The sequence below is a fragment of the Shewanella decolorationis S12 genome, assembly GCF_000485795.1.
Taxonomy (GTDB): Bacteria; Pseudomonadota; Gammaproteobacteria; order Enterobacterales; family Shewanellaceae; genus Shewanella; species Shewanella decolorationis.
Genome location: NZ_AXZL01000005.1, coordinates 1 through 16564, shown reverse-complemented (window position 1 = coordinate 16564; position 16564 = coordinate 1). Strand labels below are relative to the sequence as shown.

The following is a 16564-nucleotide window of genomic DNA, read 5'->3' as shown; positions in this document are numbered from 1 at the left end:
AAACGGGCTTTAGACAAGGCGAAGGCTTGAAGGCATAGTGGCGCTCTGTCGAAAGCCTTAAACGCAGTATAAAGCCCGTTCAACCCCGCCCTGTGAGGCTCTGAACTGATTAGATATTTAATGTGATTGGTATTTAGGGCGTGGAATGAGATTTATCACTAGTTTCTTGTGCCTTCGCGATACACGGGGATTTGTTGGCCTTAAAACCTTAGCTTCTGCTATGATCCCATCCCCCTTCTGAAGACTTGTTTGGATATTGCGCGAAGATGAAACTCAATCCTGCCCAAAATGATGCTGTTCATTATGTTTCGGGTCCCTGCTTAGTGTTAGCGGGCGCGGGCAGTGGCAAAACACGCGTAATTATCAACAAAATTGCCTACCTAGTGCAAAAGTGTGGCTACAATGCGCGCAATATCGCGGCGGTAACCTTTACCAATAAAGCCGCGCGGGAGATGAAGGAGCGGGTCGCACAGTCTATGGGGCGAAAAGAGGCCAGAGGTTTGTGGATTTCGACCTTCCACACTCTGGGGCTTGAGATTGTAAAACGTGAGCATAAAGTGTTGGGATTAAAGCCAGGTTTCTCGTTATTCGATGATCAAGACACGCTCGCGCTCCTCAAAGAGCTGACTCAAAAAGAATTACAGGAAGATAAGGACCTACTCAAAGCCCTCGCGGGGGCGATTTCCAACTGGAAGGGGGGGCTGATTATTCCCGACCAGGCGCGCAAGCTGGCAAAGGATGAACAGCAACAGTTGTTTGCCATGTTGTATCAGCGTTATGCCCAGCATATGAAAGCCTACAACGCTTTGGATTTTGATGACTTAATTCTGCTACCGACCCTATTGCTAAGGCATCACGAAGAAGTGCGTACGCGCTGGCAAACCAAGATCCAATACCTGCTGGTGGACGAATATCAAGATACCAACACTTCCCAGTATGAAATGGTTAAGTTACTGGTGGGCGAGCGCGCGCGTTTTACTGTGGTGGGGGACGATGACCAGTCCATCTATTCATGGCGCGGGGCTAAACCGCAGAACTTAGTGCTGTTGGGCAAAGATTTTCCCAAGCTTAAGCTCATTAAACTCGAACAAAATTATCGTTCTAGCCAGCGAATTTTGCGGGCGGCTAACATCCTTATCGCCAACAATCCCCATGTGTATGATAAGTCGTTATTTAGCGAACTGGCTTATGGTGAGCCGATGCGGGTGCTGTTTGCCGCCAATGAGGAGCAAGAAGCAGAGCGTGTCGTCGCCGAAATTATTCGCCACAAGTTTGTCGGTCGCACCCAATTTGGTGATTACGCGATTCTGTATCGGGGTAACCACCAGTCTCGCCTGCTTGAACGGGCATTGATGACTAACCGTATCCCTTACAAGTTAAGCGGCGGCACCTCGTTTTTTGCCCGTGCAGAGATTAAAGACATCATGGGCTACCTTAAATTGGTGGTAAATCCCGATGATGATAACGCCTTTTTGCGGGTGGTTAACTTACCTAAACGGGGTATAGGTCCATCCACCTTGGAGCGTTTGGGTAACTTTGCCAACGAGAAACACATCTCTATGTTCGAGGCGATTTTTGATCCTGAGCTGAATCATCATTTACCGCCTAATGCCATGTCGGCCTTGTATCAATTTGGTCGCTTTATTGTCGATACGGGTGAGCACGCCGAACGAGGCGAACCGGTTGAAGCCGTAAAACAGTTGATCCGTAAGATTAATTACGAAGACTATTTATACGAGACCAGTACCAGTGCTAAGGCCGCCGAGATGCGGATGAAAAACATCTCCGAACTGTATCGCTGGGTGACGGAAATGCTCTCGGGGGATGAGTTAGAAGACCCCATGACCTTGCCGGAAGTGGTTAACCGCCTAACGCTTAGAGATATGATGGAGCGTAACAGCGAAGATGAAGGCGGCGATCAGGTACAGCTAATGACGCTGCATGCGTCTAAAGGGCTGGAATTCCCCTATGTGTTTATGGTGGGAGTTGAGGAGCGCATTCTGCCACATCAAACCAGCATAGATGAAGATAACGTCGACGAAGAGCGTCGCCTGGCGTATGTGGGGATTACGCGCGCCCAGCGCGAGCTGTGGTTTACCCTCTGCCGTGAGCGTCGCCAGTTTGGTGAGACCATGCGCTGTGAGCCGAGCCGTTTTCTGCATGAGTTACCGCAGGATGATCTTATTTGGGAAAACCGTAAACCGCAGCAAACAGAGCAGGAGCGCATGCAGACCGGGCGTAGCCATATCTCGAATTTAAGGGATATGTTTAAAAAGCAGTAATCCTATGGTAAATCATGTGATTACTGCCTTTAGGCACAAACCTGTTGTTCGATTTTCATCAATGGAAAAGGGTGAGCTAGGGCTCTCCCTTGGCCAAAACGGTAGCCTAAGGAGTGGAAAATTTTCACTTGCTCGGTACTCTGAAGACCATCAACAAAGGTTTGTAAGTCTAAGGTTGAGGCCGCCTTTTGATAGGCTGACATCAATTTAATATGTTGCTCATCCTGCAACTGTTTGGTGATGTTGGCATCGAGCTTTAAGCCCTTAATCGGTAAAAATAACAAGCTATTTAACGGACTGTGGCCGCTACCGTAGTGGCTAATCCCTAAATTCACGCCCAGTTTTTTCAATAACTCAAAGCCACTAATGTGATTTTCTGTCTCTTGTACTAAGGCTTTTTCATTAAAAAATAACCAAAGCTGTGGCATGACTAATTGGGTTTGTTTGAGGGTGTTTTTTAAACCACGGAGTACATGCTTATGTTTTAGGTGTTGGCTTGATAACATCAGATGTAAATCAATGGTTTCCCCGTGACTGACGTGTAGTTGATTTTGACTCTTATCTACCAAATTTATCAGATATTTATCTAGCTCAACCATGAGGTTTGCTTGTTCGGCTAATTTATTGAGAATATCCTGTGGAATCGTTCCCCACTGCGGGTGTTCCCAGATTAATCGACATTCAAGCGCTTGGGTTTTCAGTGTGTGTAAGTCGATAATAGGTAGAAAGCTCAACTGTAACTCGCCCGCGTGCAATGCCTGTTTAAAATCATTTTCGAAGGCAATATCCTGCATCTTTTGCTGGGAGGCGCTATCGTCGAAAATCACATAGCAGCCTTTGCCATTCGCCTTGGCTTGGTACATGGCTGTGTCGGCATTACGTAGCATGGACTCACTAGTATCCAGCTTATTACCGCTAATGGTGATCCCAATACTGGCTCCTGAATGGAATTCAACAGAGCCTAATTTGTAGGATTGTGAGATTTTTTGAATGACCCGTTCGGCCACATCACGGGCATCGTTGATACCGTTGATGGTATCAAGCAGGATTACAAACTCATCGCCACCGAGTCTTGCCAATGTATCGTTGCTACGGATGCAGCCGCGTAAGCGAGTTGCGGTCTCAATTAGGAATCTATCGCCCTCTAAATGACCCATAGTGTCGTTAATCTGCTTGAAGCGGTCGAGGTCGATAAACAGCAGAGCAAACTGCTCTAGGCTATGGCGCCGCACATGTTTGATAGCCTGATTGAGTCGCTCCATAAACATCGCACGATTTGGTAATCCTGTGAGCGCATCGTGCTTAGCATCATGGACAAGTTTGGCTTCCATATTGCGACGCTGGCGGATTTCTTTTTCAAGATCCTTATTCAGCTCGGCGAGGGCAGTGGTCCTCGCCGCGACTTTTTCTTCCAGATCTTCGTAGCTACGGCGTAATGATTCCGCAGCAAGCTTTTTCTCAATGGCAGCCCCAATATGCTGCGAGACAAAGGTCAATAACTCCAAATCTTTAGTTTGGTAGTTTTGGGTCATGCTAAAACTATAAATCGTCAGCGCGCCGCGGACTTCATCATGGATAAACAGAGGTATACCAATCCATTGATGCATTGTCTGAGTGTGATTTAAGGCTGGTGCCTTAGCATAAATCTCTTTCGAGGCAATCAAGCCATTAATGTCATTTTGATCCAAGAGCAATGGGCGCTTGTGTTTAAGCACATACTCCGTCAGCCCATCTTGCAGTGGCCTAGTTCCGGGGTGTTGGTTGCCTAATTGGGAAACATAAAATGGGAAGGTTAAATGTGTACCCGCTTCATTGAGCAGGGCGATATAACAGTTATTGGCTGGAATAAGATGGCGGATAACATTATGCAACTGAGCATAGAAATCAGGGTTATCAGAGCCAGAGCTCGCCAGCTCTGCGATTTCAAATAATGATTTTTGCAATCGCTCAGCTCTACGTCGCTCGTACACTTCTTGCTTGAGTTTATCGTAGGCTTGGCTGAGCTCCTTGGTACGTTGCTGAATGGCTTGTTCTAGTTGTTCTTGATGTTTAAGCCTTTCCATCACGCCGGCAATGTGGTGGCAAATAAAGGTCATTAACTCGACTTCGATATCGCCGTAACTGACATTGGTATCATAGGTTTGTACAACGAGAACAGCAGTGACAGTATCTTCATGTTTTATCGGCACCCCTAGCCAAAGGTGGCAGGGCGAACCTAGATTAAGTATCTCTCCAGCTTGAACAAGTTCATCTACTTTTGCTTCATTACACAGTAGGGTCTCGCCAGTGCGGAATACATAACCAGTCAAACCTTGCTGCAACAGTGTTGATAGTGACTGCTCTGGGTACAATTGAGAAGGATGGGCGTCTTTTTCATCGGCGAAGAAGGGAACGGAAATGACCCCCGTGGTGACATCCAGTGTTGCTATAAAAAAGTTATCGGCAGAGATCAGTTGCTTTAAGTGATGGTGTACACCTAAATAGAATTCTTCGAGGGACGGAACTTGCGTCGCGATATGGGATAATTCGAGTAACGCATTTTGAACTACTTCCGCACGCTTATACTTATTCGCCAAATATTTAAGGCGATTAAGTCTCTTTTTTAAGCGTTCAACCTCATGAGCTCGAGGTGGGGTAGTTTCATCTTCATCCCTAAACATGATACTCACTAATCAGTTCTGCGTTAATTGTTTACCAAACGTTATAATTAACATAAAATACCGTAACATCCAAGTCATATTTACGCTGTCATTCCGCTGAAAAAGCATGCTAATGTATCAAAACTTGAGCAGTCAGTAAAAAAAGTGCAAAACAGCTATAGACTCAAGGGCTATTTGTCCATACTATATGCGGCGCTAACCAAGGCGAGCGCCCATAGCTCAGCTGGATAGAGCGCACCCCTCCGGAGGGTGAGGCCGAAGGTTCGAATCCTTTTGGGCGCACCATCTCTCCGAATGAGTTGTGAGCTTGAGGTTAGCAGTAAAGTGAAATTCAGTGGTGATTGTAGCTCAGTTGGTAGAGTCCCGGATTGTGATTCCGGTTGTCGTGGGTTCGAGCCCCATCAGTCACCCCATTTCATTTAACATCTCGGTGATTAGCGCAGTCCGGTAGCGCATCTGGTTTGGGACCAGAGGGTCAGAGGTTCGAATCCTCTATCACCGACCATATTCTTCGCATAACTAGCGCGTTTGAATTTTCAAGCAAATAGTTAACAGTTACGGTGATTAGCGCAGTCCGGTAGCGCATCTGGTTTGGGACCAGAGGGTCAGAGGTTCGAATCCTCTATCACCGACCAATTACATTGAAGCCTCAGCATTCTTCGGAATATCTGGGGCTTTTTTGTATCTGTCTTTTAAACGCCTTGTTGTCTCGTCGTGATTGCGCAATGAGGTGTTGCGATACTTTATTCAATCTCCCCTTCAAATAATTAAGGCTCCCGAAGGAGCCTTAATGCAATGTTGTTCGATTTAGTCGATATTTTCTGGTGGGACAATGAAGCCCTGATAGGCATCCGTTTTTAGCTCATTAAAGCGCTCTAGCTGAGCTTCTTCTTGAATTCCTGTTACTATCACCTGAATATCTAATCCTCTAGCCACATTGATAATCGCACGGCAGAGCTCGCTATTATGTGATGCTTCGTCATAGTAAGAGAAAGATTGGTCAAGTTTAACGTAACTCGGTCTTAGCTCTTGCAGGTAAGACATGGAGCCAAATTGACGGCCGAAGTGGTCTATACCAAATTTTGCACCATTGTCTCTAATGATATTGCAAAGGCGAGTACAGGATTCTAAATCGCTATAAACTCCCGCTTCAGGGATCTCAAAGCAAATCCGTTCAACCTGTGGAGCACTGCGCAGGAAGTGATTAAGCCAGTCGTGGAACTGGGGATCACTAATACTTTGATGCGTTAGGTTGATTGCCAGTGGCTCATAGTTACGCTCAAGCAGTTTTTGCTCGTAGACTGTCTCAATGAGGCATTTATCGAGTAATGAGCCGAGTGAGAGTAGCTCGATATACGGCATAAACTGGCCTGCATGAGCAAGCTTATCACCCAACTCGAGTTGGCAATAAAGTTCTCTTTGGCTCACGCCATCGCCATTACAAAATTGGATCGGTTGCCAACGAAACTTGAATTTTTTGTTGCTAATGGCGTGGCTAAGGTTATCGCGCCATTGTTCTCGGGTGAAAAGCTGTTGTTCGGTTGTCTCGAACCAATGGAAGGTCTTATTTTCTTTGAGTGCTTTTTGCAGGGCGTTGTCTGCTTGGGCAAGAATATCGGATACCTTCATTTGGCCAATACGTTCAGCGACACCAATGGCAAAGTTTTCATTGGGTTTACAGCCCGCTTTAGAGATTTCTTGGTTAATGGTGCGGATCAGCGTTTGCAGGTATTTGCTAATTTGATCATGCTCGACATCGGTAACGAGGAAGGCAAACTCAAATGCGGCAATTCGCGCAATCACAGAAGGTGTGATCTCATTTAATTGCTGAACTAGTTTTTCGGCCAATAGGCGAATGGTTTCATCACGAACCTGATAGCCATATTTACTGTGAACTTCTTCGAGCCAGTCTAGTTTAGCTAAAAATAGGGCACCGCTACTCGGTTCGCTTAGCCAGCCATTGAGACGGCTCACCACATATTGGCGGTTAGGCAGTCCAGAGGCGGGGTCTGTGAGATTCTTTTTACGTAAAGTACCAACTTCTTCATCGAGCGATTGGAAGAGTTGTTTAAGTTGAGCTGACATACTGTTGAATGCGGTAACGAGATCTTTGAGTTCTGTGGTCTTAGGCAAGGGCATATCGGGGCCAAACTGGCGCGCAGCAATCTTTTTAGCATGATCAGATAAAGCGTGGAGTGGTTTTAGGATCCAAGTTAATCCTAATCTTGCAGTAAAAATTGCGACTAAAAACAGCAATGAAAAGGCGATAATGGTATTTGACATAATTCGCCATAATTCATGGTAACCAAAACCTGGGTGCGCAGTGATTTCTAGTTGAGCCAGTTGTAACCATCCAGAGGTAATAGTGCTTTCTTTTTTGATTGTCTTAAATAGTTTTAAATTGATGAACCATTGGGGCACATCTTCAATTTTTAGCGGGTTATTCCATTCCTGTTGTTTGCCATCAACCATCCAAGTCAACTTGATATTTTGATAATAGCCGCCTTCAAAAATAACGTTAACTAAGGTTTCGGCAGCCGCAGTATCGCCAGCTTCAAGTGCAGGAGTAAGCATTAATCCAAGCGAAGTACTGGCGTTGTTTAGATCCGATTCCATTTGCTTGGTTAAAAAGCTTTGAGTCTCAGTGAATTGCACATAGCCAAGGCTTGCTACTACTAACAAAAACAGGCTAAAAAGCAGCGAATAAATCTGTCTAAACAGTGTCATCTTGGGTGCTACTCCAGTTTTAATTTGGGTTGTCTTAGGCGATCAACCCCTAACCTATGGTTAAGGTCATTCCATTTTTCGAGTCGTGTTGACGAGCCAGCTAAAACGCCTCGTCCCTGTTCTTTATTTAGCCATAACTGTTTACCGTTAAAACTGTAAACGGGTATGAGATCTTTACGTTGTGTTGCGGGTTTGATGACATGGTCGAGATTATCGAGTACTAGAGGGATGGATGAAGGCGTATCATAGTAAGCCAATACCATATGATACTGATTCACGCTTGTGGCTTTAACCATAGTGATCCGCATCTTATCTTCGGGAACACCTAACTGAAGCAGTGTGAAATACTTGGCGATTGAAAAATCTTCACAATCCCCACCATTGACCCCAATGAACTCCATCGGAGTGGCCCAATAGTTTGATTCTCCCCATAATTTTATGTCATCAACAAAACGGAATAAGTTAAAGAAGTTGTTCACTTTCAATAGCTTTTCCTTTTCGTCAACCGTGCTTGCCTCTGCCAATACTTTAAACCAAGCCCGTGCTCGCATCCCTGCACGTTCACCATAGCGTTTTTCTAACGTTGAGGTGATTTTCGCTTCATCAAGTTTTTGGGTTGGAGACGCATATAGAAAGCTAATCCCTAATGCAGATGCAACAAGGCTAGAGCGGCAGGCTCGAATAAATGCACTTGTACCCTTTGGCCTGCCGTTCATAACCTACTCTGTTAGACCTTATTTTGCGTTATCGACGGAATAAATCGTCCATTTCATATCTGTCGCCGTATCGTCTCCCGTCACTTCTGCAACGACTCGACGATTACGAATTTCTGCTTCGGGTGTTCGTTCTAGAACGACTGGCCGACTTGAGCCATATCCTATTGCAGTCAATCGACTTCTGTCGATACCAAAACGTTCGGCCAGTACCGCGGTGACGGCATCTGCCCGCTCTTGTGATAATACCGCATTGCGTTCGTCAGTACCTGTACGACTAGTGTGACCTTCAATAGTCACTTTAGTCGTTGGATATTGACGTAAGAAAATAGCAACTTCTTCGATTTGCGGGTAATACTCTGGTGCTATATATGCTGAGTTATTAGGAAATAATACATTAATTTCCTTACGCTCATTGATTGATTTGATCTGACCACAACCGTAGTTATCTGTGCCCGCTCCTTTGGCTGTATCATTACAGCGCTCACGGGCTTCGATAACGCCATCACCATCCTTATCGGAAAGATCGTATGCTTGAGTTGTTGTCATATCATCAATATTGACAGTATCACGCATGGAACAACCTGCTAAAAGCGCCACGCTAAGGAAAAGGATTGTGGTTTTCATTGGTTAGCTCCTCCTTCGTAGTTACGTTCGCCACGCCATGCTTCTGGACGAGTCACTTTCAGTGAGTCGAGTAAGCGGCCTGTCGCATTTAGTACACGGTATTTCGCAATGATTTCATCATATTCAGCCTGTAAGTAGTCCTTGCGAGCTTCGAATAACTCATTCTCAGTATCCAGTAAGTCGAGCAAGCTGCGTTGGCCGAGATTGAATTGTTGCGCATAGGCGGACTGAGTGTCTTTGGCTGCGATGACATGGTCGCGAATGTATTGCTTTTGAGGCGCTAACATTTCGTAGGCGTTCCATGCAAGGTTTACCCCTTCAACGACTTCCCTTTGTGCACGTTGACGGATTTCTTTCGCTTCACCCAGTTTGTAAGCAGATTCCTTTTCGCGAGCAAGATCTTTACCGCCAGCGAATAGGTTGTATCTGACTCGCACCATAGCAACGATATCATTGCTATACCCACCGACATTTTGGCTCGCGATAGCACTTACACCATCCTCACCACCCACATCATTATTCCAGCTACCGTTAAGTTCTAACGAGACTTGTGGATAATAATTGGCTTGGGCCGATGAGCGTTCATTTTCAGCGGCACGAATGTCATTTGCTGCAGATTTGAGAATAGGATGATTTTTTTCAGCGTCTGCTAGGCTGCTGTTTAAATCCTTAGGCAACATATCTGCATCAGGAACGGGTTGAATTAAGTCAACGGGTTCAGCGGACACGACACGGATAAACTGGGCTTTAGCATCGAGTAAATTATTACGTGCCGAAATTACGTTAGCGTTTGCACGGGCAAGAAGACCTGAAATCTGTGATAGGTCGGCGGTTGAGCCTAAACCTGAATCGGTACGTTGCTTGATTTGGTCATAAATTTCTTTATGGCTATTGAGATTTTTTTCAGCCAACTTCAATACTTCATCAGTACGAAGGTAGTTTAGATAAACTTTGCTGACATCCAATGCCATATCTTCTGCTGCGGCAAGAAGGGCCCATTGGTCTGCACTGGCTTCAAAGCTATAACGGTCAACTTCACTGCTGGTATAAAAACCATCGAATAGCATTTGTTTAAGGCTAATACCAAATTCACCACGGTTTAGCTCAGCAACACCATTGCTATCAACATCGCCGACATTTTTGCGTCTGCGGGTTGATACACTATCTGTTTGCTCATAGCCATAACCACCAGTGATATCTACTGTAGGCATATAACCAGCAATAGCTTGATTCACTTGCTCTTCTCTAGCTTTAAAGCGATTAAAAGCCACACGTAGATCTGGGTTGGTATCGAGTGTATGCGCAACCGCTTGCTCTAACGTTTGGCTTTGAGCCGATAGTGGAAGCAAGATAGCTGATAACAACACAGCTATTTTTGAACATTGAAATTGTCGTCTTACTAAAGTCTTCATTGCAAACCTCCCGGTTTATAACAGGCTTAACGCTCTCTGAGCGCTGTGTCCTTAGCCCTTAAAATTGGATTTAAAATGTACTCAAGAATGGATCTTTGTCCGGTTATGACATCAACGGTCGTTAACATCCCCGGTATAATTGGCATCTGCGTGCCATCGTCTTTGATTAAACTTGATTCTTCGGTTCTCACCTTTATAAGGTAGAAGCTATTTCCCTCATCGTCCTGTGATGTATCGGCACTAATATGTTCGACTGTACCTTTAAGACCCCCGTAACGAGTAAAATCATATGCCGTTACCTTAACGACTGCAGGTAAACCTGTGTGTAAAAACGCAATATCCTTAGGAAGGATTTTGGTTTCTATCAATAGTTGATCTTCGGATGGGACAATTTCAATAATATCAACACCCGGTTGGACAACTCCTCCTAACGTATTGATATGCACAGTTTTGATCGTGCCATTTACCGGCGATGTAATCACCGCTTTGCTTACCTTATCCTGGGCACCAACTTGGGCTTCGTTCATTCTTGATAATCGAGTTTGTGTTTCGTTTAGCTGTGCACGAAGGTCTGCGGCATAAACAAACACCGCCTCACGGCGTTTTAATATGGCTTCATCTAATGCTGCTTTCAGTTTTGGTCTAAGCAGTCTCAATGAGTTTAATTCCCCTTGGGCATCGTTCACTGCGCGTTCGAGTTTAAGTAATTCAACTTCGGGCACAATCCCTTTTTTAGCCAGAGGCCTCGTAAGCTCTAACTCCCTAGAAATCAATTGCATACTGGTTGTTAAGGTCGTAGTTTTTGAGGCAAGGTCATCGATTTCTTGTTGTCTTTGTTGTATCTGACGAACCAGAATCTCCAGTTGGTTGCTCAGATTGTCTAAGCGCCCATTATATTCTTCTTGCTGCCTCCTCACTAATGCAGGCTCTGCTTCTGTAATGCTATCGGGGAATACCAAAGCTTTTTTGGTTATTTTTACTTGCTCACGCCAGTCAGAAGTCATATCAGAGATTAGAATGCTATCTAATTCTGCGCGCATGCGAATTGCATTCGTTTTTAAACCTAAAACCTCTTGCTCCTGTTGAGCAAAGTCAGAACGAAAACGTGTATCATCAATCCTAACAAGGGGTTGCCCTTTAGTGACAATATCTCCTTCTCTCACAAAGAGTTCTTGCATGATACCGCCGTCGAGACTTTGAATGACTTGAACTTGAGAAGAAGGGATAACTTTCCCAGAACCCGTTGTCACCTTATCGAGTTTGGCAAAACCTGCCCATAACAAAAAACAGGCGACCATGGAAGCTAAAGCCCAAATAATTAATCTGTGCCCACTAGGAGCATCAGTCATAATCGCGCCATAAACATCATCGACCATATCTAAATCATTTGCCGTGAGGTGTTTGCTCATTTTCTGGCGCCTCCATTAACTAGGCCAAAATTGAGTTTTTCTAACACTTCGGCTTTAGGACCGTCGGCAACCACATGGCCGCGTTCCAGCACAATAATTCGGTCAACCAATTGTAATAAATGCATTTTATGAGTGATTAGTAGCAAGGTTCTATCCTTGCTAACATTTTGCATTGAGCGGATAAATTGTTGTTCCGCTCGGGCATCTAAACTAGCTGTAGGTTCATCCATTAACAGCACTGGCGGGTCGTTCAGTGTCGCACGGGCAAGGGCTACGGTTTGTCGTTGGCCGCGACTAAGAGACATACCTCCTTCACCAACCTGCTGATCTAGCCCTTCTGCTTCCATGTGAGTGAACTGACTCACTCCTGAAAGTTGTACCGCACGGATCAGTTGATGCTCAGTCACTTGGCGAGTACCAAATAGAATGTTGTCCCTGATTGTTCCATGGAATAGGGTGACATCTTGAGGTAAGTAGCCAAAGTTACGGCGCAAATCACTGGGATGGATTTGGGCAGAGTCGACACCGTCGTACCGCAGGCTGCCTGTTGTGGGTTGGAAGAGTCCAACCAGAAGTTTAGCTAAAGTACTTTTACCTGAACCATTGCGGCCAATAATCGCAACTCGCTCACCAGGATTAATCGTTAATGTAAGCGGATGAAGTACTGGTTTTTCAGAGCCAGGATAACTGAAGCCAACATGATCAGCGTTAATTTTCCCGATTAACCGCAACTTACTCACCAGATGACCTTTATTTTCAAATTCATCTTCTTGGGTCATAAGTTCGTTGAGCTGTCGTAGAGCACTGGCGGTGTGATTGGCGCGTGTTAACAATCCCGCGAGTTGCGCCATTGGAGCTATCGCCCTACTTGATAACATAACAGCCGCAATAATGCCGCCCATGGAAATTGCATTATCCGACACACGGTAAACACCTAAAATTACCACGCAGACCACGGTAAATTGCACGATAAAGTTAGCGAAATTAGAGACTGAATTTGAGAGCTTTTTCGAGCGCAATTGCCAGTTAGCACTATGGCCAATCATCTGTTGCCAGCTTTTTTGCACAATCCCTTCTGCTCCGTTAGCCTTAATAGACTCAAGTGCAGAGAGACTTTCAATCAAATGTCCATGTTTTAAGCTGGAGAATTTATTACCTTCTTCGATAGCCGCTTTTAACTTGGGCTGTGTATACAGCGTAAAACCAAGAATGATCAAGCCTCCAACAACTGGAATAACAGCTAAATCCCCAGAAACGATATAAATGACAATCAAGAAAAATAATGCAAAAGGAAGATCAACTAAGGTTGTAATAGTCGCAGAGGTTAATATTTCCCGAATACTATCAAACTCCCCAAGTTGTTTTGCCATGCCTCCAACACTCGGAGAGCGTTTTTCTAATGGAATCCCAATTGCCTTCGCAAATAGACGAGATGAAACAATGATATCTACCTTTTTACCTGCCACATCAATTAAATAGCTTCTTAGTTGACGCATAACAAGGTCAAATAAATACGCAATGGATGCACCAATTGCTAATACCCAAAGTGAATCAAATGCAAGGTTAGGTACGACTTTATCGTACACATTCATGATAAACAGCGGAGAAACCAACGCGAAAATATTCACGAGAATCGAGGCAATTAAGGCATCACGGTAAATGGGGGCTGAGTCCTTGAGAGTTTGGACTAACCAGTGGGTTTTGTTGTCGTGTAAATAGACATCGAACCCCATGTCCCCACGATATTCTTGTTTAACGAGAAATAGATAGCCAACATACAGAGTTTCAAGCGATTCTATTGTGAGTATTTCCTCGCCCCCTGTCTCGGGCATTTGAATGACAGCTCGATCGGATTCGATGTCAAACTCCCGCAAAACACAGGCTTTTTTATCCTTTAATAATAAGATGCAGGGTAGCAGTATTGGCGATATCTCATTTAAACCTTTACGAGATAATTTTGCCGCTAATCCTGCGCGTGATGCTGCTTGAGGGAGCAGATCGGGTGTTAGTACCGCTCCAGACAAAGGCAAGCCTGCCGCAAGTGAATCACTTGAGCATGGATTCCCAAAATGTTCAGTAAGGAGCACTAAACAATCTAACAGTGGGTCTACTATTACTCGCTGTGAAGCGGAAATAGTCCACTGTTCAACTTTTTCAGAAGCTGTAACAGGCACCTCTTATCTATCCTTTGATTTTTATTTGATTATCAGAAGTATCGGTCATGATGGCCTATATTTCTATAGGCCATCCGAACTGATTTTATTAAGGAATCATAGTGCCATTATTATGAGGGTCTATCAGTGGCGTCACTCCTTGTGGTGCATCTGGTGTCACGGGCGCTGCATCGATAATGAGTGGGCCATTACCATTAGTACCAAGTAATCCATTGATAATCCCTGCATTATCTGTCGCACCATATTGGCTATAGAGATTAACCCCATCGAGCACGATATGCTGATCAAATACACCATCCTTGTTAGCATCGATATCGATAACGGTAGAACCATTGCTATCTAAGCTAAAGTTCAGATAGCTTTCTAACGTGCCAGCCGTTTCTCCTTGGAGTAAATCACTCAGATCGAGCTTATCTTCACTCACATTGAAGTCCATGATGTGGTCTGTGCCTTTGTCAGCATCCGCATAGCGCCATACGAAAGTATCATTACCACTATCACCACGTAGAACGTCATCACCTAAGCCACCGATCAGAGTATCGTTACCCGCACCACCACGAAGAGCATCATTGTGGCTGCCACCATCAATATAGTCGTCCCCAGTGTGACCGTAGAGGATATCTGAGCCAGATTGACCATAAATTCTATCGTTACCGCTACCGCCGTTCACAACGTCAGCTCTTTGAGATGCAACATCATTGGCCAATAGCAAGCCATCGCTATCAACGATGCTATTTGTACCGCTTAATGTGCCTGTCATTATATGGTGAGTTGATAGGGCGCTAACAGATAACTCTAGTTGGTCATCAGTTCCATAACCAATAGCACCAGTTTTGCCAGCGTATATAACATCATCGCCCTTACCTGTTTCGATGTGGTCGTTACCATCACCTCCACTTACAACTTGAGCATCAGTAGTGCTATAGCTCTTTTTGTTAGCGCCAGAAGAAACTACTTCTTGTCCATTACTGTTAGTTATGATGCCACTTAAACCACCACCAAAAGTAACATTTAGACGATTGTGATTGGATGAGTTTTCACCATTTGTCACGACAATAGTATCATTCAAACTAGAACCTTGAGTTGTAAACGCATTGGCATCGACAAGGTTAACACCATCGGCATTTACTGGGCTCACATTAATTTTTAGCGTTGCACTTGATCTATCTCCATCACCATCTTGCATAGTGTAGGTAAAGGTTTCTGTTGCACCAGAGGCTGGGATTTGATCTGCGCTCGCTGTCAATTGATAGTGATAGGTTCCATCAGCATAAAGTATCAATGTGCCGTAAAGACCATTAATAGTTGTACCTACATGGCCCGATACGCCAGTATTTGTATGGTCACCATTAGCAACTCCAATGACTGTAACAGCAGTATCTGCACCAGTTGTATCATTGGTTAGTACATTGCCATCGGTATGCGGCAACGTATATCCATTACCCGCCACCATACGAACCACTAGTTGATAGCTAGTTGCATCATTTTCATTGGTATAAATCGAAGTAACTATATTGCCATTACTATCTTTAAAACCAATGACTTGCATTGTGTAAACTTGACCTTCGTAATTAAAGGTTACACTTGTTTGCCCTACAGTCACTATATCCCTAGGATCTGGACCATCGTTCGGCGTTTCATTATGGCTAAAGTTGAGTGTTAAAGTTACAGGTGTTGTAACACCATAGGCATCAGTCACATTAAAAGTGATTTGCATTGTTGCAGATGTGATAGATGTGCCTGAATCAATCGGGTAGTTATAGTGAGTGAAAGTACCAAGTACTATATCTTGGTTTAGTGATAATGAGCCATTTAGGGCGGCATCATTGTCAGCAAAACCATATCCCGATTGACTTCCATTATAGCTCGCAGGATCACCCCAGCGGACTTGATCTTTGCCGCTATCATTGTCAGGACCATCAAACTTCCTGACATCTGAGCCGCCGTTGATAGTTGTCCAATTTGCCACAATACCGGAGAAGTTAAAGGAGTCTAAAACTACTTCTAGTTGGTCAGTATCATTATGCGCAGTAGCAACATCATCATGGACGGTCGTTGTTATTGTCGTTGTAGCAAAATCGCCATCGGTGTCGATAGCCTTAACTTGGAAATTATCATTAAGCGTATCACTACCTTGCGTAGAATGAGTTTGAGCTTGGGTAAGAGTATAGGTGTATTGCAACTGACCATTGCTATAACCAGTAATGTAAAGCGTTCCATTAGCACCAGCAATAACAATTGGGGATGTTAATGATGCACTTAGTAGTGTTGCTAATGTTAAAGTTGAGGTTATGCCAACAGAGTTTGTAACTTCTATTCTATTTAACCCATCATTAGCCGTAATACTCATGCTGCCTTGAGCAGATGTTTGCCCTGTACTCGGATTACCGGTGCCATTTGCTAAAGCCGACTCATAAACATTTAATGGTCCAACCGTATTAATGATCGTCACTGGATCATCTGCGGGCGTGACCGTGATAGTCAGGGTCGCAGTGGCACCGGTGTTGGTGGTGTACGTAATGACCGGGACTGCACCGTTCCAGTTGGCATTAGGTGTAAA

9 protein-coding genes and 4 tRNA genes are annotated in these 16564 nt (G+C 44.6%); 5 read left to right on the top strand and 8 right to left on the bottom strand.

The window, feature by feature from the left end; genetic code table 11:
• The first annotated feature begins 266 nt into the window (after nucleotides 1-266).
• Nucleotides 267-2282: a DNA helicase Rep gene (gene rep / locus SHD_RS00870; protein ID WP_023265414.1), complete on the top strand. Its 2016-nt coding sequence runs from the start codon at nucleotides 267-269 to the stop codon at nucleotides 2280-2282.
• Nucleotides 2283-2311: 29 nt separating this feature from the next.
• Here rep and SHD_RS00865 read toward each other — a convergent pair whose 3' ends face one another.
• Entirely contained in the window at nucleotides 2312-4942 is a 2631-nt protein-coding gene (locus SHD_RS00865) for a sensor domain-containing diguanylate cyclase (protein ID WP_023265413.1), read from the bottom strand.
• Nucleotides 4943-5150: 208 nt separating this feature from the next.
• On the opposite strand from SHD_RS00865, the gene SHD_RS00860 reads away from it, so the two are divergent.
• The 4 genes from SHD_RS00860 to SHD_RS00845 all read left to right on the top strand — a co-directional run bounded on the left by SHD_RS00860 (nucleotide 5151) and on the right by SHD_RS00845 (nucleotide 5577).
• Nucleotides 5151-5227, top strand: a tRNA-Arg gene (locus tag SHD_RS00860).
• 52 nt (nucleotides 5228-5279) lie between these two features.
• Nucleotides 5280-5355, top strand: a tRNA-His gene (locus SHD_RS00855).
• A gap of 15 nt (nucleotides 5356-5370) precedes the next feature.
• Nucleotides 5371-5447, top strand: a tRNA-Pro gene (locus SHD_RS00850).
• A gap of 53 nt (nucleotides 5448-5500) precedes the next feature.
• Nucleotides 5501-5577: transfer RNA gene (locus tag SHD_RS00845), tRNA-Pro, on the top strand.
• A gap of 172 nt (nucleotides 5578-5749) precedes the next feature.
• On the opposite strand, the gene SHD_RS00840 is transcribed toward SHD_RS00845, so the two are convergent.
• The 7 genes from SHD_RS00840 to SHD_RS00810 form a co-directional block, all read right to left on the bottom strand.
• Nucleotides 5750-7669, bottom strand: coding sequence for a bifunctional diguanylate cyclase/phosphodiesterase (locus SHD_RS00840; RefSeq protein ID WP_023265412.1), 1920 nt, complete (start codon nucleotides 7667-7669; stop codon nucleotides 5750-5752).
• Between the two features lie 8 nt (nucleotides 7670-7677).
• Entirely contained in the window at nucleotides 7678-8385 is a 708-nt protein-coding gene (locus SHD_RS00835; RefSeq protein ID WP_023265411.1) for a transglutaminase-like cysteine peptidase, read from the bottom strand.
• Nucleotides 8386-8403: 18 nt separating this feature from the next.
• Complete coding sequence (locus SHD_RS00830) at nucleotides 8404-9009, bottom strand: OmpA family protein (protein WP_023265410.1); 606 nt, start codon at nucleotides 9007-9009, stop codon at nucleotides 8404-8406.
• Nucleotides 9006-10421 (bottom strand): type I protein secretion system protein AggA, encoded by a 1416-nt coding sequence (aggA, locus tag SHD_RS00825; RefSeq protein WP_023265409.1) that lies wholly within the window; start codon nucleotides 10419-10421, stop codon nucleotides 9006-9008. Before aggA ends, SHD_RS00830 begins: the two co-directional genes overlap by 4 nt.
• A gap of 26 nt (nucleotides 10422-10447) precedes the next feature.
• Complete coding sequence (locus tag SHD_RS00820; RefSeq protein ID WP_023265408.1) at nucleotides 10448-11830, bottom strand: HlyD family type I secretion periplasmic adaptor subunit; 1383 nt, start codon at nucleotides 11828-11830, stop codon at nucleotides 10448-10450.
• Nucleotides 11827-14004 carry a type I secretion system permease/ATPase gene (locus SHD_RS00815; RefSeq protein WP_011715608.1) on the bottom strand — a complete coding sequence of 726 codons (2178 nt, stop codon included), beginning with the start codon at nucleotides 14002-14004 and terminating at the stop codon, nucleotides 11827-11829. Before SHD_RS00815 ends, SHD_RS00820 begins: the two co-directional genes overlap by 4 nt.
• 88 nt (nucleotides 14005-14092) lie before the next feature.
• Nucleotides 14093-16564, bottom strand: a 2472-nt coding sequence (locus SHD_RS00810; protein WP_023265407.1) for a choice-of-anchor K domain-containing protein, incomplete at its 5' end; no start/stop codon positions are given.

Coding starts and splice junctions, on each gene's coding strand:
- SHD_RS00820 (WP_023265408.1), bottom strand. CDS start 11,830: ATGAGCAAACACCTCACGGCAAATGATTTAGATATGGTCGATGATGTT.
- rep (WP_023265414.1), top strand. CDS start 267: ATGAAACTCAATCCTGCCCAAAATGATGCTGTTCATTATGTTTCGGGT.
- SHD_RS00835 (WP_023265411.1), bottom strand. CDS start 8,385: ATGAACGGCAGGCCAAAGGGTACAAGTGCATTTATTCGAGCCTGCCGC.
- SHD_RS00865 (WP_023265413.1), bottom strand. CDS start 4,942: ATGTTTAGGGATGAAGATGAAACTACCCCACCTCGAGCTCATGAGGTT.
- aggA (WP_023265409.1), bottom strand. CDS start 10,421: ATGAAGACTTTAGTAAGACGACAATTTCAATGTTCAAAAATAGCTGTG.
- SHD_RS00830 (WP_023265410.1), bottom strand. CDS start 9,009: ATGAAAACCACAATCCTTTTCCTTAGCGTGGCGCTTTTAGCAGGTTGT.
- SHD_RS00840 (WP_023265412.1), bottom strand. CDS start 7,669: ATGACACTGTTTAGACAGATTTATTCGCTGCTTTTTAGCCTGTTTTTG.